Source organism: Mycobacterium sp. NGS61 (genome assembly GCF_059812325.1).
On record NZ_JCALCL010000003.1, the window covers coordinates 18,156 to 40,028 of the forward strand.

At 63.6% G+C, this 21,873-nt stretch carries 18 protein-coding genes; 8 read left to right on the plus strand and 10 right to left on the minus strand.

Annotated elements, in window-relative coordinates; translation table 11 throughout:
- Positions 1-395 precede the first annotated feature (395 nt).
- The 10 genes from AC5Y3Z_RS07720 to AC5Y3Z_RS07765 all read right to left on the minus strand — a co-directional run bounded on the left by AC5Y3Z_RS07720 (position 396) and on the right by AC5Y3Z_RS07765 (position 12,033).
- The gene (locus AC5Y3Z_RS07720; RefSeq protein WP_463824757.1) at positions 396-956 is read right to left on the minus strand and encodes a hypothetical protein; all 561 of its coding nucleotides are present in this window, start codon (positions 954-956) and stop codon (positions 396-398) included.
- A gap of 14 nt (positions 957-970) precedes the next feature.
- On the minus strand, positions 971-2,308 hold the full coding sequence (locus AC5Y3Z_RS07725) for an FAD-binding oxidoreductase (RefSeq protein WP_463824756.1): 1,338 nt from the start codon (positions 2,306-2,308) through the stop codon (positions 971-973).
- Positions 2,295-5,009, minus strand: a complete 2,715-nt coding sequence (locus AC5Y3Z_RS07730) for a cytochrome b5 domain-containing protein (RefSeq protein ID WP_463824755.1) — start codon at positions 5,007-5,009, stop codon at positions 2,295-2,297. Before AC5Y3Z_RS07730 ends, AC5Y3Z_RS07725 begins: the two co-directional genes overlap by 14 nt.
- A gap of 839 nt (positions 5,010-5,848) precedes the next feature.
- Positions 5,849-7,024 carry a CaiB/BaiF CoA transferase family protein gene (locus AC5Y3Z_RS07735; RefSeq protein ID WP_463824754.1) on the minus strand — a complete coding sequence of 392 codons (1,176 nt, stop codon included), beginning with the start codon at positions 7,022-7,024 and terminating at the stop codon, positions 5,849-5,851.
- 168 nt (positions 7,025-7,192) lie between these two features.
- Positions 7,193-8,128 (minus strand): LysR family transcriptional regulator, encoded by a 936-nt coding sequence (locus AC5Y3Z_RS07740; protein WP_463824753.1) that lies wholly within the window; start codon positions 8,126-8,128, stop codon positions 7,193-7,195.
- Positions 8,129-8,209: 81 nt separating this feature from the next.
- Positions 8,210-8,662, minus strand: a complete 453-nt coding sequence (locus AC5Y3Z_RS07745; RefSeq protein WP_463824752.1) for a DUF4395 domain-containing protein — start codon at positions 8,660-8,662, stop codon at positions 8,210-8,212.
- Positions 8,662-9,102, minus strand: coding sequence for a thioredoxin family protein (locus AC5Y3Z_RS07750; RefSeq protein WP_463824751.1), 441 nt, complete (start codon positions 9,100-9,102; stop codon positions 8,662-8,664). The genes AC5Y3Z_RS07745 and AC5Y3Z_RS07750 overlap by 1 nt, the downstream gene beginning before the upstream one ends.
- 35 nt (positions 9,103-9,137) lie before the next feature.
- Positions 9,138-9,821, minus strand: coding sequence for a serine O-acetyltransferase (gene cysE / locus AC5Y3Z_RS07755; RefSeq protein ID WP_463824750.1), 684 nt, complete (start codon positions 9,819-9,821; stop codon positions 9,138-9,140).
- A 2-nt stretch (positions 9,822-9,823) separates the two neighbouring features.
- Positions 9,824-10,756 carry a cysteine synthase A gene (gene cysK / locus AC5Y3Z_RS07760; RefSeq protein WP_463824749.1) on the minus strand — a complete coding sequence of 311 codons (933 nt, stop codon included), beginning with the start codon at positions 10,754-10,756 and terminating at the stop codon, positions 9,824-9,826.
- Positions 10,753-12,033 carry a thioester domain-containing protein gene (locus tag AC5Y3Z_RS07765; protein ID WP_463824748.1) on the minus strand — a complete coding sequence of 427 codons (1,281 nt, stop codon included), beginning with the start codon at positions 12,031-12,033 and terminating at the stop codon, positions 10,753-10,755. Before AC5Y3Z_RS07765 ends, cysK begins: the two co-directional genes overlap by 4 nt.
- A 381-nt stretch (positions 12,034-12,414) precedes the next feature.
- Between AC5Y3Z_RS07765 and AC5Y3Z_RS07770 the strand changes: the two genes are divergently transcribed.
- The 8 genes from AC5Y3Z_RS07770 to AC5Y3Z_RS07805 all read left to right on the plus strand — a co-directional run bounded on the left by AC5Y3Z_RS07770 (position 12,415) and on the right by AC5Y3Z_RS07805 (position 21,873).
- A complete protein-coding gene (locus AC5Y3Z_RS07770; protein ID WP_463824747.1) occupies positions 12,415-13,362 on the plus strand; it encodes a family 2A encapsulin nanocompartment shell protein in 948 nt (315 codons plus the stop codon).
- Positions 13,349-15,232, plus strand: coding sequence for a family 2A encapsulin nanocompartment cargo protein cysteine desulfurase (locus AC5Y3Z_RS07775; RefSeq protein ID WP_463824746.1), 1,884 nt, complete (start codon positions 13,349-13,351; stop codon positions 15,230-15,232). The genes AC5Y3Z_RS07770 and AC5Y3Z_RS07775 overlap by 14 nt, the downstream gene beginning before the upstream one ends.
- Positions 15,233-15,468: 236 nt before the next feature.
- Positions 15,469-16,236 carry an MlaE family ABC transporter permease gene (locus tag AC5Y3Z_RS07780; protein ID WP_463824745.1) on the plus strand — a complete coding sequence of 256 codons (768 nt, stop codon included), beginning with the start codon at positions 15,469-15,471 and terminating at the stop codon, positions 16,234-16,236.
- Positions 16,237-16,252: 16 nt separating this feature from the next.
- The gene (locus AC5Y3Z_RS07785) at positions 16,253-17,104 is read left to right on the plus strand and encodes an ABC transporter permease (protein ID WP_463824744.1); all 852 of its coding nucleotides are present in this window, start codon (positions 16,253-16,255) and stop codon (positions 17,102-17,104) included.
- A 5-nt stretch (positions 17,105-17,109) separates the two neighbouring features.
- Entirely contained in the window at positions 17,110-18,378 is a 1,269-nt protein-coding gene (locus tag AC5Y3Z_RS07790) for an MCE family protein (protein WP_463824743.1), read from the plus strand.
- Positions 18,375-19,403 (plus strand): MCE family protein, encoded by a 1,029-nt coding sequence (locus tag AC5Y3Z_RS07795; protein WP_463824741.1) that lies wholly within the window; start codon positions 18,375-18,377, stop codon positions 19,401-19,403. The genes AC5Y3Z_RS07790 and AC5Y3Z_RS07795 overlap by 4 nt, the downstream gene beginning before the upstream one ends.
- Positions 19,400-20,563 carry a virulence factor Mce family protein gene (locus AC5Y3Z_RS07800; RefSeq protein WP_463824740.1) on the plus strand — a complete coding sequence of 388 codons (1,164 nt, stop codon included), beginning with the start codon at positions 19,400-19,402 and terminating at the stop codon, positions 20,561-20,563. The genes AC5Y3Z_RS07795 and AC5Y3Z_RS07800 overlap by 4 nt, the downstream gene beginning before the upstream one ends.
- Positions 20,560-21,873 (plus strand): MCE family protein, encoded by a 1,314-nt coding sequence (locus tag AC5Y3Z_RS07805; protein ID WP_463824739.1) that lies wholly within the window; start codon positions 20,560-20,562, stop codon positions 21,871-21,873. The genes AC5Y3Z_RS07800 and AC5Y3Z_RS07805 overlap by 4 nt, the downstream gene beginning before the upstream one ends.

The window sequence follows — 21,873 nt, forward strand, 5'->3', positions numbered from 1 at the left end:
AGGTTGATGCAGATCTGTCGAAGATCATCTGATTTGACTAGTGTTATGCCGCAACAGCTTTCGATCGGATAAACGCGCAACGACACGGCTGGCAGCCCGGACTCGTCACAGGCGGGGTATGTGAATATCACTGCAGCACAGACTGTTAGGTATCAGTACGCACTGCCCATATCTTTCGGCATGATCGACGACGAGTAGTGTTGCAGCACAGACACGTCGGACGATGCCGCGATCTCGATCCGCACTGTACGAGAGTGCCCGACGTGTCGACTCCCGTCGGTACGTTAACGCCCCGTAGGGCTGGTCAGCGCCGAAACCTTCTGAATCGTCGTCGAATTGAACCTATCCGGTGCAATTCGAGTGAACGACACGGCGGCGGCGCGGGCGAGTCTTCCTCAGATCACCCACGATTCGCCCAGCAGATGATATTCCTCGACAGGATCGTTGGGGCCGATCAGGCGGACATAGCTTTCCGGCTCATCGCAGTACGTCTCGACAATCGACACCTCGGGCACCTTGAAGCCGAAGTCGCCGTCCAGATCGGTGTGCAGAATTTGGAAGGTGATCGTCACCATGCACAATTTTTCCAAGCCCGCGTCACTGTTGGCGAACAGAACCATTTGTGAAACACGGCCGCTCGGATGCCGTGGCGGTTGACGACCGTTCGTGTATTCATCTTCGATGTCGTAGTAACCGGGGAACCAGGCGTTGGTGTGAACACCCATCTGCAGCAGGAGGTTCATCATCGGTATTCCGACGAAGCGTGCCGCGAATTCGTACGGCGCGTGCGGCAGCCGCTTGCGGTGGACGTGCGTGTACTGCTCGTCCGCCCAGAGAAAGTCGTGGTATTCCCTGCAGTAGTCAAGGAATTTGCTCTGCCGGAAATCTTCCAAGCCCTTTTCGAGGGCCGACTGCATGAGGCCTTCAAAGGTTGAATAGAAGTGGGTGGCGTTCACAGCATGGTGCCTTTCTAGATGTCGGCGAACTGTCTGTTGCCGCTGAATCGTTGGTGCGGATCAAATCTGAGTTTCAGTTCGGCCAGCCTTGTGTAGTTGCCGGCGTAGATCGCGCGCGCATCGCCGCTTCCGTAATTTTGGTAAAGCGCCTTGCCTAACAGGTAGGGCGACATCGCCTGCCAGAAATCGTCGGCATACCGCACATGGCGCGCAGATTCCTGTCCGCGCGACCACGCCGAACAAATGAGGAGGTTGTAGGCCGCATCTCGATGGGGGAAAGCAGTTTCCGATGATGCGACGCGGTTGATCTGTCCGCCCACGTGCTCCAGTGAAACCAGACTTTGTGGCGACGTAATCTGCGTCAAGTTCTCTATGAGGGTTTTCGTCGCCGTGCTGGTCAGCGATCCCTCACCCAGGTAGCCGGCACGCCAATAGTATTGCCCGCCATGCGGCACATCATTGTCGAGCATGCTTTGCAACGCCGAGTAACGCACCAGGCCGATTTGGTCCCGGATGGGCGTGCCGAGCGAGCGCAGGCACCCAGCCAACCGGTCGTTGTCCCCGGCGGAAAGGCTGGACAGCAGCGTCAGCACACAAGCGAACTCACCGTCGAGATGCATGAAATAGAGATAGAGCGTCACGTCATCGTTGCAACCCTGGGTGAAGTCCCGATAGAAATCGAGGATCGTCGCTGCGTCTGCGATCGGAAATGCAATCGATCCGCCGAACACGTCCGGTCCCACGTCATGCAGTGCGTACTTGAACGAGGTGACGATGCCGAAGTTCCCGCCGCCGCCGCGGATCGCCCAGAACAAGTCTGCGTGGGTGTCGCGATCTGTGCGGATGTAATCCCCTTGGGCGGTAACCACATTCGCCGCCAGAAGGTTGTCCGAGGCGAGGCCGTGGCTGCGCGACAGCCAACCGTAGCCACCGCCCAGGGTGAGACCCGATATGCCCGTATGTGAAACGGTGCCGAGCGGCGTCGCTAGGCCGAATTGCTGTGTTTCATTGTCGAGTTCGTTTCCCAGCAGGCCCGCTTCAGCCCACGCCGTTTTGGCCTCCCGCGCAACGACAACTCCCTTGAGGCCGCTCAAGTCGACAACGATTCCCCCGTCGATCATGGCGTGTCCGGCGACGCTGTGTCCGCCGCCCCGCACCGCAATCTGAAGCTCCTGCGCATTGGCGAAACGCACTGTCTCGACGACGTCGGACACGCCGCGGCATTGAATGATCGCACCCGGATGTTTGTCGATCCGACCGTTCCAGATCCGTCGTGCCGAGTCGTAGTCTTTGTCGCCCGGCACGAGCAGGCGGCCCCGAAGTTTTCCCCGCAAATGTTCAACGCTCGGCATGCGTTGACCTGCCGAATCGGAGGGTGTCAAAGCAACTCGCCGCGAATCGCCCCAGCACGTCGTGGATCTGCACGGCAGCATCCTCGGCGACAGTGGTGGCGCCGTCGGGTTCGGCGTACGCGCGCCGCAGTACGTCGCAAAGCCGCAGCGTCAGCATTCGGCCATAATCTTCGTACGTGGCGACACAGCAGGCTAAATAGTCTGCCCACCGCTCAAGCGAATCCGGATCTGCCATACATCGCTTGATGAAGTCGATGGTTTCCTTGTGCTGCGTCGTGCACATATCCGTCAGGGCGGAGAGACGTTGGGAATCGATTCCCAGCTGCTCCGCAAGTTCCTGACCCCACATAGTGGTTTCCGGCCACAGTTCGAGCGCGTTCGATAGACCACAAGCCTGCACGTAGAGATCCGCTTCATTGTTACGCAGCACCTCGGCCTGCGTGACCGCGAATGCGTTGGTGTAGCGGACCACTTTATAAATGAATGCCGTCAGCGGTTGCAGGGTAGTCGGCATCGGCACAGCTGTGCCTTCGACAAACACGTCGGGCATCCCGAGCGTCTTCGCCGCATTCCCATGCGCGATCTCGAACTCCCTGGTGATGTCGGTGCCGGCCAGCATTGACAAGATCGTGTCGCCGCCGAGGTGAATTGCGAGAAATGACGTGATGTTGAGCACTTTGCTTTTGCAAATGACGCGCACTCGACGGCGTGGGTCGGTTGCGGTAGCAATATCCCACGGATAGAAGCGTGCATTCGGTACGACCGGACTGGAATCCACCTGCACGCAGAAGTTCAGGCGACGCTCTTCCCGCAATCGCCGCATCGTGTCGTCAACCAGGGCTGAGTGCAGTCCAATGGCATGACGCAGTGCGGCATGGATTCGGCGCACGAACGCGGTACCGCCGAGCACGTACACGTGGGCCCCGCAATCGAGCAATCGCTGCAGGTCTCGAGCCTCACGCGGAAGTACGACAGAGAGGTCCCGGTGGGGTTGAATCGTCGTGCCGAGGTTCACCATCGGGAGAAGATCGCGGGGAATTTCCGCGCCTTCCAGGAAGATGGCCGGCGTGCTCGCATACTCGTGACGTGCAATGGCCAGCGCAATGCCCACGCAGCTCAGGTCGGCGAAGACGACGACAGGCGCCGGCCGCTTGGGCGGACGGCAAAATGCGCTGGGGCGCCGCTCAACTGAACGGACCCGTCCGACCTCGATCGGATCGGGTAGCCAGAAGAAGGTTCTGCCATTTTCGCGATCTTCGGACACGAAATTTGCCAGCACCGACACCGATGTCCCGTCGTCGCGTTCGACAGCGATCTCGGCACGGTCGCCCGGCAGCCAGCCGAGGTCACGCGACGGCAACGCCAAGAGTTGGGCATTCCCATGGCAGGTGGGCGACACCTCGAAGGGGAGATGATTTCGCCGTGGCCCACTCAGCCGTTCGTTGGCGCTGACCCGTAGGTGCCGGTTTGCAAGTTCCCAGCCCGGCGTCGCTGCAGTGCCTTCGATTCCACCGTTGCTTCTTTCGCGACCGCTGAGAATCGCTTGATACGAATACGCGAATACCTTCCGGTGATGTGACTGGAAAAAGTATCCATAACTCTGACAGAGGAAGTGGTAGGCCTCGTCCAGTTGAGCGCACTCCGCACGATGTTCAGCGACGTATTCGGAAACAGGCATTTCACCGACAGCGGCGACGAGCTGTTGCCAGGCGGGTGGCAACATCGCTCTGGTCCGAATCATGATCTGGCCGAGGAACGAGTCGTATTTCGTGCGACCGATGAGCTGATCCATCACATGCCAGGCAGGGGAGAACAATCCCGAGAAGCCTTCTTCGCCCTCCGACATGGCGGCAGTCCAGCGGGCAGTGGTGTTGCCCCATTCGATGGCACTGACTCGGGTGTCAGCCGAAGCAAGAACGTCTTCGACAATCGATTGCCAAAGTTGTGCCAGCCGAACCAGTTCGGCCGCCACCCGTGCGTGATCGTGTGCCCGCATCGCGCGCTGCAACTCGAGTGGCGCGCTGACCCCTGGGAAACGAGAACAGATTTCGACCACAGAGAACCAGAATCGGTGCTCGGTGCGGGTTGCGAAGAACGGAACCAGCAACTTCGCGTTGTCCCCGGTGATGTTGTTCGATGCGTAGGGCGCACCCGTGGCGCAGACGAAGTTGGCGACGAACAGATCGCTCTCCACGCAAGATCGGTGCCGGCCCATCCGGCGCCAGACCGCCTCCCATGGCTCGATGATTTGTCGGCGGATCGGGTCGAGCACATTGTCGCCCGCGGCCGTAATCTGGCGCCGCAATGCCGCACTGGCATCCTGACCGCTTTCGAACATCTCTTGCCAGGAATATTTGAAGCCAAGAGCCAGAACGCCCAGAACCATGTTGGCGCGAACCAGGTATTGGTCGGGCAAGTCGGCCGGATCCAAGACGGGTAGGTCGACCAGCTGCTTACACACTCGTCCGGCTCGATACCAGTCCGGTATCTGTTGCACGTACTCATCCCATACGGACCACTGCGCAGGGAGGCCCTGGGGCATCGGTGCGTGCGGGAAGAAATTGTGTGTTTCACTCACAAATCCACGGTGACCATAGATGTCGAGTTCGCAGGTACGCAATAGCTGCTCGATGGGAGTAGCCGCTGGCTCGACATTCGCCAGCGTAAAGGCACGGTCTTCGACTGAAGATGAAATGATCATCTCTTTTCTTCCTTTTAGCTGCTATTGGGCAAGCCAACATCGCTTGTCCCCGGAACGCTTTTTACTAGATGCTCTGCGGACGCTTTATGTGCGACCGCCCGCGGTTTCTTCAATAATCACGCGATTGGTGAGAATGATCGACTGGTGAAACACTCCGCATCCATTCGACCGGGAGGACGAACCACCCAGACGGTCCTCGCGCCATGACCTCCAGGGGATAATAAGTGCAGTTCAAGCCATGTTTTGTCAACGGTACTCGGGCACCCGCACAGCCAGGAGCCGGTTTCTGCCCGACTGGGAATCCGCGCGGGTAGAGGGGGATACAGCTACGCCAGGGCTAATGGACCCACACCTCCTAATGGTGATGCATCGACCGACGGTAAAGGCAAACATCACGCCACGTAGCCACAACAAACCTCCGATTCGTCAAAGCTATCGTGGTACGCGACTCGGGAAACGCGAGACGATCATGTGACGCATATCAACACTGCAGACGCATGGTACCCAGACGCACCCGATGTCGGGAGGAAATTCATTGAAATGACATTACATCCAGCGATGTATCCGGATTTAGAAATGTATTCGGTGATTGCATGGATCGACGCGCCCACGAGGTCGGTGACGAACCGGGAAGGACCGGCACGCCATTCCGGGGGACCGGTCGGCTCAGCGACTGGGCGACGTCGCTCGGCAGTCGATGACTGCGGCGAGCAACCGAATCCCGCGCTCGGTCTTCGCCCGGAAAATCGCGGCCGCCACGAGGACCACGACAACCCGGGCTGACGTGATCATTTCCTGCGCGGTGGTGACCAGACGGCTCAACCAACAGTCGGCTGCAGTCATTTCTTGGTTGCGTGCAGCGCAAGGTCGGTAAGCCAGTCACGGATCTCGTCGCTGTGCTCGCCTAGTCGCGGCGCTCTGGTTCGGTAGGTCACTGGTGTGGCGGACAGATTGATTGGGCTGGCCACTTGGCGGCCCACGTCGTCTCCATCGGCGGTGTTGCGGACCGGGCTCAATCCCAACTGTTCGGCTAGGGCAAAGGCTTGGGCGACGTTGTTGACCGCGCCGGCCGGAATTCCCTTCTTCAGCAGTACCGACGACCAGTACGCCGCCGAGTTGGTTGCCAGCGCGCGTTCCAATTGCTCCCGCAGGGCCGCCCTGTTGCGCACCCTCAGCTCATTGGTCCGAAACCGCTCATCCTGGGCCACATCCGCAAGCCCCCAGACATCGCGGAGCAGCCCGAACTGCTTGTCGTTGCAGATGGCCAGCACCAGCGTGCCCTTCGCGGTGGCGTAGCAGCCATAAGGCGCCATGCTTGCGTGACCATCACCCGAAGTGCGGGGAACCTGTTGTGCAACAACGTAACTGGTGGACTGGTCGGTCATGGCCGCCAAAATCACGGACAACAGGTTGACCTCAACGTGCTGCCCGCGCCCCGTAAGATCTCGATCGCGCAGTCCCGCCATGATCCCGACCGTTGCGAACATGCCCGCCAGCGAGCCCACCAGCGCAGCGCCGACATGCGTCGGTTGGTCGGAATCGGGTCCGGTGATGCTCATCAATCCGCCCAGCGCCTGGATTGATATGTCGTAGCCGGCCCACTGGGCCCCGGCGTTGGCGCCGAATGCCGAGATGCTGCAGTACACCAGGCCAGGATTCGCCCGGCGCACTGTGGGCTCGTCCAAGCCGAACCGGGCCATGACGCCGGGCCGGAAGTTCTCCACCAGCACGTCGGCGCGCTCAGCGAGAGTCCGGGCCAGATCGAGATCCTCGGATTGGCGCATGTCGAGGACGACGCTGCGCTTGTTGCGGTTCACGCCCAGGTGATAGGTGCTCTCGCCGTCGACAAATGGCGGACCCCAGACCCGAGTGTCATCGCCGCCCGGACGCTCCACTTTGACGATCGTGGCGCCGAGATCGCCGAGTGTCATGGTGCAGAACGGTCCGGCGAGAGCGTGCGAGAAGTCGGCCACCAGAAGCGACGAAAAGGGGCCAGTTGTGGAAGTCTCGCTCACTCGGTGATCTCCTGCGCTCGTTGACTCCGACCACCGTATGACGAGCACATCATCATGTCTAAGACAAAGTAAGACCACTAAAATATTCTGTAGATATAATACCGAATAGCGGGAACCCGCGAATCGCCCGCACCGAGAGCTACTTCAGCGGCAGGCCCGGCGCGCCAGTTACGTACTCAACTGGGGGTAGTGCTTTCCGAGGTCTTGCACGTAGCGCGGGGATGCCTGCAGTGTGACGTCCAGGAAACAGCGCACGGTCGGCGACCGGTCGACGGTGCGCCAGGCCAAGATCAGCGGGCGGTGTGGCAGCTCACCGGATAACGGAATGAAGCGCACATCCTTCCGATTGAGGTTGATGAAAGACGTTGGTAACAAAGCGATCCCGGCACCTGAGGCGACCAACGCCAGGATTGTCTGGATATGCTGCACTTCGTCGACGATCGGTGGGTCGATGTCATACATCCGGAACAGCTCGACGACGTCGGCGTAGGTGGTGGTTGCCGCGGCCCGGGTCCACAGGATGGTTGGTTCGTGGGCTAATTGTCTCGGGTCGATTCGCTCTTGATCGGCCAACGCGTGGTCCACGCAGACGACCGCGGCGAGCGGGTCGGCGATCAGCGTCTGGATGGTCAACGACGGTTCGTCGATCGGTCCCCGCAGGAATCCGACGTCGATGCGGTGATCCACGAGTTGCTCGACCTGCTCGACGTTACCCAGCTCGATGAGTTCGAGCTTGACGTCCGGATACTGCAGCCGATGAGCCCGCATGACATAGGCCAGGACGCCGTTCACTGCCGCCTGCATCGCACCGATGTAGACACAACCGAGCTGGCCGTTGGCGGCCCGTCGTGCCGCCGCGTACGCCCGCTTGGCGTAGGTGAGCGCAAGGCGTGCCTCGGCGAAGAGCGCCTCCCCCGCGTCGGTGAGCTCGATGGGACGGCGCGACCGGTCGAATAACTCGGTGCCCAGCCGACGTTCCAGTTTTTGGATCTGTTGGCTCAACGGTGGCTGGGCGATATGCAGCCGCCGGGCGGCATTGCCGAAGTGGCGTTCCTCCGCGACAGCCACGAATAGACGGAGCAATCGCAACTCAGGCTCGTCCATATTCCGAGAATATAAGAGCTGATTGGATATAGCTTCAAAATTAAAAACACCGTCGAATCTCGGTGTGTCGCGCAGCGCGCTCTACGCAGCGGGGGCGCGGCGCCAGCGCGCCACCATCGGGTACAGCTGGCAGCCGAGGCAGATGCCGAAAGCTGCGTTGAGAAACGCAGCGAATAAGGCGAACCCGGTGGCGATCACGCCCAGCAGCGAGATCCCGGCGGCGAACCCGATCACCCCGGCGACGGCGAACACCAGCCCGACCACTTGGGCAAACTTCAACGGCGGCACGGGTTCCCGTTCACTGGCCGGGCTGAGCCGGGGCGCCACCACCTTGGCGAACACCAATCCGTACGGAGAATTTCGCGGACCGCGTACCGCGCTCACCGCAAAGACGATCGCTTGCAGGCCGAGCAGGACGGCCGCGGCGGGTTGACTGAACACCGAGACCACCAGCGTCGCCACCAGCACCGTGCTGGTGACCCATGCGGCGAAACGCGGCCCGCGGACATCCACGTGGTTGACATCGGGGGACATCAACTGTTCCTCTCCTGATCGACGGTCATCAGCGGGCGCAGAGCCGACTGCAGGTCGGCGGCTTTCGGAACACCCGCGCTGCGATATTGTTGCCGGCCAAACGCGTCGAAGATGAACGTAGTCGGCAACGACAACACCGAAAGGCGTTTGGCAGCAACGGGATTCTGGTCGATGTCGAGCTCGATATGGGCCACCTCGGGCAATTCCGCGCACACCTGGTCGACCACCCGCCGTACCGCAGCGCACGGGCCGCACCACTCGGCACTGAAGTGCACCACCGTCGGCCCGGTGTCGGACAGGCCCAGGTCCGAATTGTCCTGGTCGTCGGCAGCAGCGGCCTTGCGCACCACCCCGGATCGGCGGTTGACCGCAACTCCGATAACGCTGGCACCCCCCAGAGCCGCGACAACCGCGATGCTTGCGATTACAACCGAACTCACTTGTGCACCAACACTTTCACCGACGCAACGGTCCCCTAGATCGAGAAATCCTCGCCGTACCAGACGCCGGCCTCGGGGGGCCGGATGACGCGCTCGGTCGCGGCTCCGTTGGATTTGCCTTCCAACCGGGACACCCGGGTGAGCAGCGACTTGAGGCTGACGCCGACCAGGTCGGGCAGCTTCGATTCGTCCTCGCTGGCCGGCCCGGGTCGGCTCACGATCTGGCCGGGCACTCCGACGACCACCGCGCTGGCCGGGACCTCCTTGACGACGACGGAGTTGGCGCCGATCCGGCTGTCGTCACCAATCTTGATGGCGCCGAGCACTTTTGCTCCCGCGCCGATGGTGACCCGATCACCGATGGTGGGGTGACGTTTGCCGGTTTCGCTGCCGGTGCCACCCAGGGTGACCCCGTGGAAAATCGTGACGTCCTCGCCGATTTCCGCGGTTTCCCCGATCACCACCCCGGTTGCGTGGTCGATGAACAGCCCGGGTCCGAGCACGGCGCCGGGATGGATGTCCACACCGGTCAGGATGCGGTTCAGTTCGGCCAGTGTCCGGGCCGCCAGTCGCCGGCCGCGCCGCCACAGCCAGTGCGTGATCCGGTGTCCCCACACGGCGTGGACGCCCGGGTAGGCGAAGACGACCTCCAGCACGGTGGGGTTGGCCGGGTCGCGTTCCCGGGCCGCCTGGATGTCGCGCCGGATAGCCGCCAACATGACTAGTCGCTCAGATCCTTGAACAGCACCGTGCTCAGGTACCGCTCGCCGATCGATGGCAGGACGACCACGATCAGCTTGCCGGCGTTCTCCGGTCGCCGGGCCAGGTCGAGGGCCGCGGCCACCGCGGCGCCCGACGAGATGCCGACCAACAGCCCCTCTTCCCTGGCCAGGCGTCGGGCCAGGTTCAACGCGTCGTCGTTGTCGACGGTGACCACCTCGTCGACCAGACCCATATCCAGCACCGGCGGCACGAAGCCGGCGCCGATGCCCTGGATGGGGTGCGGTCCCTTCTGGCCACCGGACAGCACCGGCGATGCGGCCGGTTCGACGGCGACGAACTGCACCGACGGCTTGCGCTCCTTGATGGTCTGTGCCACACCGGTGATGGTGCCGCCGGTGCCGACCCCGGAGACGAAGATGTCGATCTTGCCGTCGGTGTCTTTCCACACTTCTTCGGCGGTGGTGACCGCGTGTACTGCCGGGTTGGCCGGGTTTTCGAACTGCTGCGGGATGAAGTACCGCTGATCGCTTTTAGCCAGTTCCTCGGCCTTGGCGATGGCCCCGGGCATGCCCTCGGAACCAGGCGTGAGGATGAGGTCGGCGCCGTAGGCGCGCAACAGGATTCGGCGCTCGATGCTCATGGTCTCCGGCATGGTCAGCACCAGCTTGTAGCCACGGGCAGCGGCGACCATCGCGAGCGCGATCCCGGTGTTCCCACTCGTGGGCTCGAGGATGATGGTGTCCTCGTTGATCAGGCCGGCCTTCTCGGCCGCGTCGATCATCGCCACGCCGATGCGGTCTTTCACACTGCCGGCCGGGTTGAACGACTCCAGCTTGGCGACGACGTCGGCGACCGCGCCGTCGGTGACCCGGCGCAACCGGACCAGCGGCGTGTGGCCGATGAGTTGGGTGATGTTCTCGGCAATGGTCATCCACATTCTCCAACGGTGTCAGTGCGGGCCTGGCCGGCTTCCCAGGTGATGTCGAACTCCATTGTCACGTGCGAGGGGGTGGTCAAAGCAACCGGAGTCAGTCCCCGCGCGGGCCCGGCCACCGCCACCCCGGTCAGTACCCGTCCGCTGCCGTGATCAGACGTGGTTGCGTGCAGCGTTATTCCCGAGCGGCCCGGTGTGACCCGAACGTAGAAGTCGGTGCCTGGTCGGACCGCTCCGTCGATCACCGCGCCGAAGGCGTCGACGATCACCTGGCCGCTGCCGGCGGCCAAGGTGAGGGGTGCGCTCACCTGGAACGGGCCGACGAGCCCGCCCTGGGCCACTGCCTCGCCGTCGATCAAGGGTTCCTCGGCGTCCCGAAGCGCCGGGTAGGCCCCGGCGAGCAGGTAGTTGTACAGGTGGACGATGCGGTCGGCATTGCGGTAGTGACCGGACCCGGTCAGCCAGAAGTCGACGTGGTCGATCGCGGCTTCCGGTGCGGTGGTGAGTAGTCGGTAGTACCGGTAGCCGCGGGCGCCGCGGCCGTGGCGGTGGCTGGAGGTGGTGCTGCCAACCCCGAGGGTGCGCTCGTAGCGACCCTTGCCCGCGTCGGTGACCAGTGTCGATCCGGAGACGTCGTGCCACGTCAGGCCGTCGGCCGATTTTTGCAGCGTCACGGTGACGGGGGAGTCGGACGCGGTCCACAGCGCATACCCACCGAGCTGGGGCTGGCCGTCGAACTCGAACGTCAGCGTCGAATCCGGACCGCGGTGCACCGCGGTGGGTGCGTTCAACGGTCGGGTGTCCAGGGCCATGCCGTTGGTGAAATGCCAGATCGCGGCCTGGGTTCCTGCGATGGCCTCGTGTTCGCTGATGTTGGCCGCTCCCAAGGGATATCCGGCCCGGCGCAGTCGGTCACTCAGTTCGGACACTGCCAAAACCGGGAAGGAGTGCCGCAGGATCCAGGCGACTTCGGCCTCGCAGCCCCGGGTGTGCAGATGCGGCAATGCCGACCAGGCGCCCAGCCGGTAGGGCGACGGGTGGTACGGAGAGATTCCGGCGAAGTCCAACGAGTACGCCTGCAGGCCGGGATTGAGCCGGATCAGGTCGGTACGTGCGGAGGTGCCGTCACTGAACACGATTCTGTCGACGGTGTGTGAATAGGTACCGCCGCGGTAGCGCGTCATGCGGGTGGGCGCGTCGGCCGGCCGCACCCGGACGCGCCTGCGGGTTGTCACACGCGCCAGCGCACGATCGGGGATGGACACAACGGTCATGGGGACTTGTTCTTCCTGGAAGGTGGCGCGCCTCACACCGAGGAGGTGAGCCCTCCGGGCGGTGGCTGCGGCGATTACTGAGCGGTCAGCGGGCGTCAGAAATCAACAGGAACAACAACAGATCACGGCGATGCAGCGCGTGCGGACAAAACGCAGCTGGTCGGCCTGTTGCATGCGTCCCACTATAAAGCATCGACAAATCGGCCAGGCTGGGAACAATCTGGGAAACCAGCCCAGAGTCGGTTCGGCTCAGTCGAGGTTTAACTCTATGTCGCGGCGTCGCCATCTGCCTACTCTCGGCAGGCATTCACGCAACTTGTGAGGCATGATGGCTCTGCTCGATACCCGGCGCAGCTCTGATCACGCATGGAAAGGACGACGATGGCCGCTTCTACTCAGGGGTCGGATCCCGGAGCACAGAACGAATCCCAGGCCCTCGGCGACCTTGCGGCACGCCAGCTTGCCAACGCCACCAAGACGGTCCCGCAGCTGGCGACGATCACGCCGCGCTGGCTGCTGCATCTGCTGAGCTGGGTGCCCGTCGAAGCCGGTATCTACCGCGTGAACCGGGTGGTCAATCCGGAGCGGGTCGCGATCAAAGCGGAGGCCGGTGCCAGTATTGATGAACCGCTACCGGAGACCTACGTCGACTACGAGATCAGTCCGCGCGAGTACACGCTGCGCAGCATCTCCACGCTGCTGGACGTCCACACCCGGGTGTCCGACCTCTACTCCAGCCCACACGACCAGATCGCGCAGCAGCTGCGACTGACCATCGAGACCATCAAGGAGCGCCAGGAGTCCGAGCTGGTGAACAACCCCGAGTACGGGTTGCTGGCCCAGGTGACTCCGGAGCAGACCATCCAGACCCGGGGCGGTCGGCCCACGCCGGACGACCTGGACTCGCTGATCACCAAAGTCTGGAAGACTCCGAGCTTCTTCCTCGCGCACCCGCTGGGCATCGCCGCGTTCGGCCGCGAGGCCACCCGCCGTGGCGTGCCGCCGGTGGTCGTGAGCCTGTTCGGCGCGCAGTTCATCACCTGGCGCGGTATTCCGCTCATCCCGTCGGACAAGGTCCCGGTCGAGGACGGCAAGACGCAAATCATCCTGGCCCGCACCGGTGAGGAGCGCCAGGGTGTGGTCGGCCTGTTCCAGCCCGGCCTGGTCGGCGAGCAGGCGCCGGGCTTGTCGGTCCGGTTCACCGGCATCAACAAGTCGGCGATCGCTACTTACCTGGTCACCCTGTACACGTCTTTGGCGGTCCTCACCGACGATGCGCTTGCCGTGCTCGACGACGTCGCCGTGGACCAGTTCCATGAGTACGAGTGAGTACCGTTCGGTAGACGCCGAAAGCGAGCTGCCAGTCAGCGCCACGGAACTCGCGGTGCTGGCAAGCCAGCTCTACGCGGCCAGCATCCGGCCGGGACCCGACAGTCCGCCGCAGACCGCCCCGGTCGCCCCGCGCGGCAACCTGCCCGACACGACGGCCGCGACCTCGGCCGGCCGGACCGCAGCCGGCACCTCCGACCCGCTCACCGCCGGCGTGCCTGCGATCGCGTTTTCCGACATCTACGTGCCGGCGCCGACATCACCCGGGCCGGAAGCCACCCCGCCGCAGACGGTGCCGGTGGCGCCGCGTGGCAACGTGCCGGACAGCACGGCGGGCCCGTCCGCGGGTGCGCCCGGTGTCGCGGTCGCCGACCCGTTCCTGCCGCCCGGTGTCGGCGACCTGAGCGCCTTTGCGGTGCCGACGGGCATCGTGCCGACCGTGCCCGGCGTGCTGGCCGGCGCTCCACCCAGCGTGCCGGTGGCCCCGCGCGGCTCGGCTCCCGGCTGGCACCCGCAGGCGCCGACGGTGGCCGACCTGGGCTGGTCGGACGCACCTGCGGCAGCGCCGACCGGTGACGAGGCCAACTACTACTTCCTGGCCATCCCGCGGGAGCCGGTGCCGCAAGTGCCGGACGACCACGAGGTCTTCGAGGTCAATGCGGTACGGGCCGACTTCCCGATCCTGCAGGAGACGGTCAACGGCAGACCGCTGATCTGGTTCGACAACGCGGCCACCACCCAGAAGCCGCAAGCGGTGATCGACCGGCTGGCGCACTTCTATGCCCACGAGAACTCCAACATCCACCGCGCCGCGCACGAGTTGGCCGCCCGTGCCACCGACGCCTACGAAGATGCCCGCGAGACGGTGCGACGATTCATCGGCGCTCCCCGGGTGGAACAGAACATCTTCGTGCGCGGCACCACCGAAGCGATCAACCTGGTGGCCTACGCGTGGGGTGGAAAACATCTGGGTCGCGGCGACGAGATCGTCATCACCCACCTCGAGCACCACGCCAATATCGTTCCGTGGCAGTTGCTTTCGCAGGCGACGGGTGCGGTGCTGAAGGTCGCCCCGGTGGACGAGGCCGGCAACCTGCTGCTGTCGGAGTTCGAGGATCTGCTCGGTCCGAAAACCAAACTGGTTGCGGTGACTCACGTTTCGAACGCACTCGGCACGGTCACACCGGTCGAGAAGATCGTCGAGCTGGGTCATCGGTACGGTGCCCGGGTGTTGATCGACGGCGCCCAGTCGATTCCCCACCTACCCATCGACGTCGCGGAGCTGGGCGTCGACTTCTTCGCGTTCTCCGGTCACAAGATCTTCGGTCCGACCGGCATCGGTGTGCTCTACGGCTCCGAGGAGGCTCTTGCCGAGACGCCGCCGTGGCAGGGCGGCGGCAACATGATCGCCGACGTCACCCTGGAGCGGTCGCTGTATCAGGGGCTGCCCAACAAGTTCGAGGCGGGCACCGGCAATATCGCCGACGCCGTCGGACTCGGGGCGGCGTTGCGCTATGTCGAGAAGGTGGGTGTCGAGCGCATCGCGGCCTACGAGCACGCCCTACTGGAGTACGCGACACCGCGCCTGGCCGACATTCCAGGCGTCCGGCTGATCGGCACCGCGCAGGAGAAAGCCAGCGTGCTGTCCTTCGTGCTGGCCGGGCACGAACCGCTCGAAGTCGGTAAAGCCTTGAACGCCGAGGGCATTGCGGTACGTGCCGGACATCACTGTGCCCAGCCGATTTTGCGGCGCTATGGTCTGGAGGCGACCGTGCGTCCCTCGTTCGCGTTCTACAACACCCGCGACGAGATCGATGTCTTTCTCAAGGCGGTGCGGCGCATCGCTGAGGGCGGTACGACCGTAGGCTGACCGGTGCGGGCTTCCGACCTTTGTTTCCGGGTGATTGCAAGTCTCGGAATCGATTTTCGATGCTCGTAAGCTGGCGGCATGTTTCTATCTGCAGCCAGGCGACCCAGTCTCGCCACTCCTGTGGATGGCGTTAACCCGTTGCCGTACAACGTATTACGACACTCTTTGATGTCCTTGACGGCGTCGGCGTAACCGCATGGACCGAATGCTCTGGTGGGTCGGGGGTGAGCCGAACGATGGACGCGGCAACCCTGGCTAGGCCGATGAACGCATTGGGCGGGTTCTTCTCGTTCTGCGCCGAGACATTTCTGGTGCTGGTCCGACGGCCATGGAACTGGCGCGAGATTCTGGAGCAGATCTGGTTCGTTGCCCGGGTGTCGATCTTTCCGACCATCATGTTGTCGATCCCGTACACGGTCCTCATCGTGTTCGTGCTGAATATCCTGCTCGTCGAGATCGGTGCCGGCGACCTTTCCGGCGCCGGTGCCGGGCTCGCGTCGGTGACCCAGGTGGGTCCGGTGGTCACCGCCATGGTCGTCTCCGGCGCCGGTTCGACCGCTATGTGCGCCGATCTGGGGGCCCGCAAGATTCGCGAGGAAATCGACGCGATGGCGGTGATCGGCGTCAACCCCATTCAGGCCCTGGTGGTTCCACGCCTGATCGCCGCGACGTTCGTTGCGGTGCTGCTGTTCTCATTGGTATCGGTTACCGGCCTGGTCGGCAGTTACATCTTCGTGGTGTACGTCCAGCACGTCACACCGGGGGCTTTCGTTGCCGGAATGACGCTGCTCGTCGGATTGCCACAGGTGGTCATCTCGCTGATCAAGGCGACGCTGTTCGGGATCTCCGCCGGTCTGATCGCTTGCTACAAGGGCCTTTCCGCCGGTGGCGGCCCGGCCGGTGTCGGCAGCGCCGTGAACGAAACCGTGGTGTTCTCCTTCATGGCACTGTTCTTCATCAACATCCTGACCACGGCGCTGGGTGTGAAAGTGACCGCCAAATGAGTCGGGTGTGGCGCCCATGAGCGACGCCGTGGTCGACGAACCGTCGCGGTTGAGTACAGCCGGTCCCAGGACGGTGGCTGCCACCCGCAAGCTGGGGGAGCAGACCGCGTTCTACGGTCGGTCATTACTCAACATCGGCGAGGCGGTACGCCGATACCCCGGTGAACTGCTGCGGCTGATCGCCGAAATGGGCATGGGCACCGGCGCTTTGGCGGTGATCGGCGGCACCGTCGGGATCATCGGTTTCCTCACGCTGACCACCGGAGCGCTGGTCGCGGTACAGGGTTACGACACGCTGTCCAACATCGGCGTCGAGGCGATGACCGGATTCCTCTCGGCGTTCCTGAACGTCCGGATGATCGCGCCGTGCACGGCCGGCCTGGCACTGACGGCCACCATCGGCGCCGGCGCCACGGCGCAACTGGGTGCCATGCGGATCAACGAGGAGATCGACGCGCTCGAGGTGATGGGCATCCGCGCGATCACCTACCTGGCCTCCACCCGGATCATCGCCGGTGTGCTGGTGGTGATCCCGCTCTATGCCGTCGCCGTGCTGATGTCATTCATCGCCGCCAAGTTCCTCACCATTTCCGTGTACGGCCAGTCCCGTGGCGTCTACGAGCACTACTTCGCCACCTTCCTGCATCCCAACGATCTGCTGTGGTCGTTCCTGTCGGCGCTGACGATGGCCACCGGCGTGATGGTGGTCCACACCTACTACGGGTTCACCGCGACCGGTGGGCCGGCCGGGGTCGGCGAGGCGGTGGGCCGGTCGGTGCGGTCGTCGATGATCGTGACCGCCTTTGTGTGCCTGATGATTTCGCTGTCGGTATACGGGCAGCACGGCAATTTCAACCTGTCGGGTTAGCCGGTATGAGCGACGAGAAGTATCGAGGAGCCTTCCGGGCCAACCGGGTCCGCACCAGCCGGATCGACCCGATCTGGTACGCGCCGACCCTGTTTCTGGTGGTGGCTGGTCTGGTGGTGATGACGACCGGCATGTTCGCCGGCAAGTTCGACGAATCGATCCCCCTGACCCTGGTCTCGGACCGCGCGGGACTGGTGATGGAACAGGGCGCCAAAGTCAAGTTCCGCGGAGTGCAGGTCGGGCAGGTCGAGTCGATCGGCACCGACGTCAAAGTCGCCGAGCTGAAGCTGAAGATGCAACCGGACGCGTTCAGGTATCTGCCCAGCAACGTCGAGGCCGAGATCAAGTCGACCACCGCGTTCGGTTCCAAGTACGTCGACCTGACCGCGCCCGGGCGGCCCAGTCCCGCAGCCCTCAAACCCGGTGCCGTGCTGCACTCACGGAATGTGACCGTCGAGGTGAACACCGTCTTCGAGAATCTCCAATCCCTGGTTCAGGCAATCGATCCCGCCAAACTGAACGCGATCCTGTCGGCCTTCGCGCAATCGGTGCGCGGTAAGGGCGACCGGATCGGGCAGGCCATCACCGACGCCAACAACGTGCTGCTCGCCGTGAATCCCCGACTGGACACCATCCACCGGAACTGGAAGCTGTTCGGCCAGGCCGCGGCCACGTATTCCACTGCGGCGCAGGATATTCTGTCGATCCTGGACTCGGTGACGACCACCAGCGTCACCCTCACCGAGAACCAGCAGTCGCTGGACGCCATGCTGATGTCAGCCATCGGTTTCAGCCGGACCGGTATCAGCGTCATCGGCCGCACCGAATCCGACATCGTACGAGCCATCAATCTGCTCGACCCGACCACACGACTGCTGGACATGTATTCCCCGACCTACACCTGCCTGTTCCAGGGCGCACAGTGGTACGTGGAGCACGGCGGCCGGGACACGTTGGGCGGCAACGGATATTCGTTCATCATGGACGCCGGACTGCTGTTCGGCGACGACCCGTACCGGTACCCGAAGCACCTGCCGAAAGTCAATGCCACCGGCGGCCCCGGCGGCAGGCCGAGTTGCGGTTCGCTGCCGGACCCGAGTGCCAACTACCCGGTGCGCGCGCTGGTCACCGACACCGGCTGGGGTACCGAGCCCAACGAGATCCGCACCAACCTGGCGGTCGGTAATCCCTGGTGGTCCAACTACTTCCCGACGACCAAGAACCCGCCTGAGCCGCCGCGCTACTTCTACCGCGGGGGGCAGCCGCCGCCATGAGACGAAGCATGCCGAGCATCATCATCCGGGTCGCGCTGTTCACAGCGGTGTGCCTGGTCTTCACCTTCGGGTTGGTCACGGTCTTCGGGCAGTTCCGATTCGAGGACCGCACCGACTACCACGCGGTCTTCACCAACATCTCGGGGCTGAAGTCCGGCAACTTCGTCCGCATCGCCGGTGCCGAAGTCGGCAAGGTCGGCGACATCACCCTGCACCGCGACGGCACGGTCAGTATCGACTTCGCGATTGACAAGGGTTTGCGACTGACCGAAGGTACCCGCGCGGTGGTGCGCTACGAGAACCTGATCGGTGACCGCTTCCTGGCTCTGGAAGAAAGCTCCGGATCGCCGCACCGGCTGCCCGCGGGCGCGACGATCCCGCTGGCGCGGACATCGCCGGCCCTGGATGTCGACGTGCTGATCGGCGGTTTCCGCCCGTTGTTCCGCGCGCTGGACCCCGACCAGGTCAACGCGCTGTCCGGGCAGTTGCTGCGGATCTTCCAGGGCCAGGGCGGCACGCTGTCCTCGGTGCTGGCCCAGACCGCGACGTTGACGTCGACCCTGGCCGGGCGCAGCGAGTTGATCGGCGAGCTGATCACCAACCTGAACACCGTGCTGCACACCTTCGCCGCCCGCGATCACGAATTCGCCGACGGATTGGACAAATTGGCCGAGTTCGTCGAGGGCCTGGCGCAACGCAAGGACGACATCTCCGCCGGCCTGGCCTACGTCAATGCCGCCGCCGGTTCCATCGCCGACCTGCTGGTGCAGGCACGGCAACCGATCAAGAACGTGGTGCACGAAACCGACCGGATGGCGACCCAGGTGATGGCCGACCGCGACTACGTCGACCACCTGATCCACACCCTGCCCGACGTCTACCAGGTGCTGTCCCGGCAGGGCCTCAACGGCGACTACTTCGGCTTCTACTTCTGCGAGGTGCTGCTCAAACTGAACGGCAAGGGGGGCAACCCCATCTACGTCAAGCTGGTGGGTCAGCCCTCCGGACGGTGCACGCCGCAATGAGTCGATTCCGCGGCAAGCCGGGCAAGAACCGCAGTCCCTTCCTGTTGGGAGTGATGGGCACGGTCATCATGACGTTGGTGGTGGTCGTCGCATTCCAGTACAACAAGCTGCCCTTCGTCAACGGCTACGACAACTATGCGGCCTATTTCTCCGAAGCCGGTGGCATCAAACCCGGTAACCAGGTGCGTGTTTCGGGTGTGGGAGTCGGTCGGGTGTCCGATGTGAGTCTGGAGGGCACCAAAGTCCGGGTCGGCTTCACCGTCCGCAAGAGCGTCGAGTTGGGCGAGCGGACCGAAGCGGCGATCAAGACCGAGACGATTCTGGGTTCCAAGATGCTCGAGCTGACCCCGCGCGGGCAGGGCCGGCTGCGGATCACCATTCCGCTGGAACGCACCACCTCGCCCTACGATTTGCCGGACGCACTGGGCGACTTGACAACTCAGATCAGCGGCCTGAACACCACCCAATTATCCTCAGCCCTCACGACTTTGGCCGACACGTTCCACGACACACCACCCAATCTGCGGCCGGCGCTGGACGGGGTCGCCCGGTTCTCCGACACCCTGAACAACCGCGACGCACAGCTGCGCAGCCTGCTGACTAACGCCAACAGCGTTGCCGGCGTGTTGGGTCGGCGCAGCCAGCAGATCGCCGGCCTGGTGTCCAATTCCAACGCGTTGCTGGCGGCGCTGCTACGGGAACGCAGTTCCATCGACGCACTGATGAACAACCTCACCGCGGTGTCCCACCAGATTTCGGGGCTGGTCGATGACAACCGCAGCCAGCTCAAGCCGGCTCTCGACAAGCTCAACGGCGTGCTCGAAATCCTGGACAACCGCAAGGAAGACATCCAGCGGACACTGCCGAAGTTCAAGCGGTACGCCATGTCCTTCGGCGAGGTGCTCGGGTCCGGTCCGTTCTTCAAAGCCTATGTGGCCAACCTGGTTCCCGGCCAACTCAGCGGACCGATCCTCGACTCGCGCATGTATGACCGGTATCTGGACCCCAACCAGCATCTGCCGTCCGAATCGGTGGACCCGCCGATCGGATCCCCGCCGGTCCCACCCGAAGCCGCACCGACACCGCTGTGGTCGCAACCACCGTCGCCCGGACCCGCACCGGGGCCGCCGCCGGAGCCCGCGGGAACGGGGGGCCCGTGAACGTCAGCCCCACCGCACGGAAAACGCTGCGGGCCGCAGCCGCTCTCAGTTTGGTGGTCACCCTGGTCTTCTCGTTGTTCCTTCTCGGCAAGCAGCTGTGGAAAGAGGTCGACAAGAACACGTACTCCGCGTATTTCGTCAACGCCAACGGTCTATTCGTCGGCGACGAAATCCGGATCCTGGGCGTCGCCGTCGGGACCGTCGACAAGATCGAGCCGCAACCGGCCAGCTCCAAGGTGACGTTCTCCGTCGACAAGAAGTATCCGATTCCCGCCGCGGCCCGCGCCGCGATCCTGTCCCCGTCGTTGGTGACCTCACGCGCTGTGCAACTGGTCCCGGTCTACAACGGCGGCCCCAAACTCGCTGCCGAAGCAATCATTCCGCTGAGCCGCACCGCGGTACCGGTGGAGTGGGACGACTTCCGCAAGCAGTTGGAGAAGCTGACCGAGTCCCTGCAACCGGCGACACCGGGCGGGGTGAACTCGCTGGGCGAATTCATCAACTCGGCCGCGGACAACCTGCGGGGTGAGGGCGACACGGCTCGCGACACCATCATCAAACTCTCCGCGGCACTTTCGGCGCTCGGTGATCACGCCGACGACATTTTCAGCACGGTGCGCAACCTGCAGCTGCTGGTCTCGGCGCTGTACTCCAGCAGCGACCTGCTGGCCGCGTTCAACCAGAACCTGGCCAGCGTGACCACGATTCTGTCCAACTCGCCCAACGAGATCGCCAACGCGGTGCAGGGTCTGGACGCGGCGCTGGTGGACCTGCGCGGATTCCTTGCCGAGAACCGGGAATCCATCGGTGTCACGGTCGACCGGTTCACTTCCATCACCACTGCACTCAACGACAGCCGTGCCGACATCAAGCAGATCCTGCATGTGGTGCCGACGGTGTTCCAGAACTTCATGAACATCTACCAACCAGCGCAGGGCGCCATGACCGGCATCATCGCGCTGAACAACTTCGCCGATATCCCGCAATGGATTTGCAGCTCGATCGAAGCGGCCTCGCGGCGCGGATTGGACCGGGTTTCCAAGCTCTGCCTGCAATATGTCGAGCCGATCATCAAAAACCGCATCTATAACTACGTGCCCGTCGGGCTCAACCCGTTCGTCGGACCGCAGGCCCGCCCGGGCGAGATCACCTACAGCGAGGACAGATTGCGCCCCGGCGCCCTGCCACCGCCAGAGGCGGCCCCGCTGCCGGCCGAGCAGCCGGCGCCGGCAGCGGCGCCCGGACCCACCGTGGTCGATCCAAAGCTGGGCCTGCCGGGCCTGATGGTCCCCCAGGGGCCGTCCTCATGA

Excerpts from the sequence above, each read along its gene's own strand:
- AC5Y3Z_RS07775 (WP_463824746.1), top strand. The coding sequence starts at position 13,349 with ATGAGTACGAGTGAGTACCGTTCGGTAGACGCCGAAAGCGAGCTGCCA.
- AC5Y3Z_RS07790 (WP_463824743.1), top strand. The coding sequence starts at position 17,110 with ATGAGCGACGAGAAGTATCGAGGAGCCTTCCGGGCCAACCGGGTCCGC.
- AC5Y3Z_RS07745 (WP_463824752.1), bottom strand. The coding sequence starts at position 8,662 with ATGTCCCCCGATGTCAACCACGTGGATGTCCGCGGGCCGCGTTTCGCC.
- cysK (WP_463824749.1), bottom strand. The coding sequence starts at position 10,756 with ATGACCATTGCCGAGAACATCACCCAACTCATCGGCCACACGCCGCTG.
- AC5Y3Z_RS07795 (WP_463824741.1), top strand. The coding sequence starts at position 18,375 with ATGAGACGAAGCATGCCGAGCATCATCATCCGGGTCGCGCTGTTCACA.
- AC5Y3Z_RS07765 (WP_463824748.1), bottom strand. The coding sequence starts at position 12,033 with ATGACCGTTGTGTCCATCCCCGATCGTGCGCTGGCGCGTGTGACAACC.
- AC5Y3Z_RS07730 (WP_463824755.1), bottom strand. The coding sequence starts at position 5,009 with ATGATCATTTCATCTTCAGTCGAAGACCGTGCCTTTACGCTGGCGAAT.
- AC5Y3Z_RS07780 (WP_463824745.1), top strand. The coding sequence starts at position 15,469 with ATGGACGCGGCAACCCTGGCTAGGCCGATGAACGCATTGGGCGGGTTC.
- cysE (WP_463824750.1), bottom strand. The coding sequence starts at position 9,821 with ATGTTGGCGGCTATCCGGCGCGACATCCAGGCGGCCCGGGAACGCGAC.
- AC5Y3Z_RS07800 (WP_463824740.1), top strand. The coding sequence starts at position 19,400 with ATGAGTCGATTCCGCGGCAAGCCGGGCAAGAACCGCAGTCCCTTCCTG.
- AC5Y3Z_RS07785 (WP_463824744.1), top strand. The coding sequence starts at position 16,253 with ATGAGCGACGCCGTGGTCGACGAACCGTCGCGGTTGAGTACAGCCGGT.
- AC5Y3Z_RS07740 (WP_463824753.1), bottom strand. The coding sequence starts at position 8,128 with ATGGACGAGCCTGAGTTGCGATTGCTCCGTCTATTCGTGGCTGTCGCG.
- AC5Y3Z_RS07725 (WP_463824756.1), bottom strand. The coding sequence starts at position 2,308 with ATGCCGAGCGTTGAACATTTGCGGGGAAAACTTCGGGGCCGCCTGCTC.
- AC5Y3Z_RS07770 (WP_463824747.1), top strand. The coding sequence starts at position 12,415 with ATGGCCGCTTCTACTCAGGGGTCGGATCCCGGAGCACAGAACGAATCC.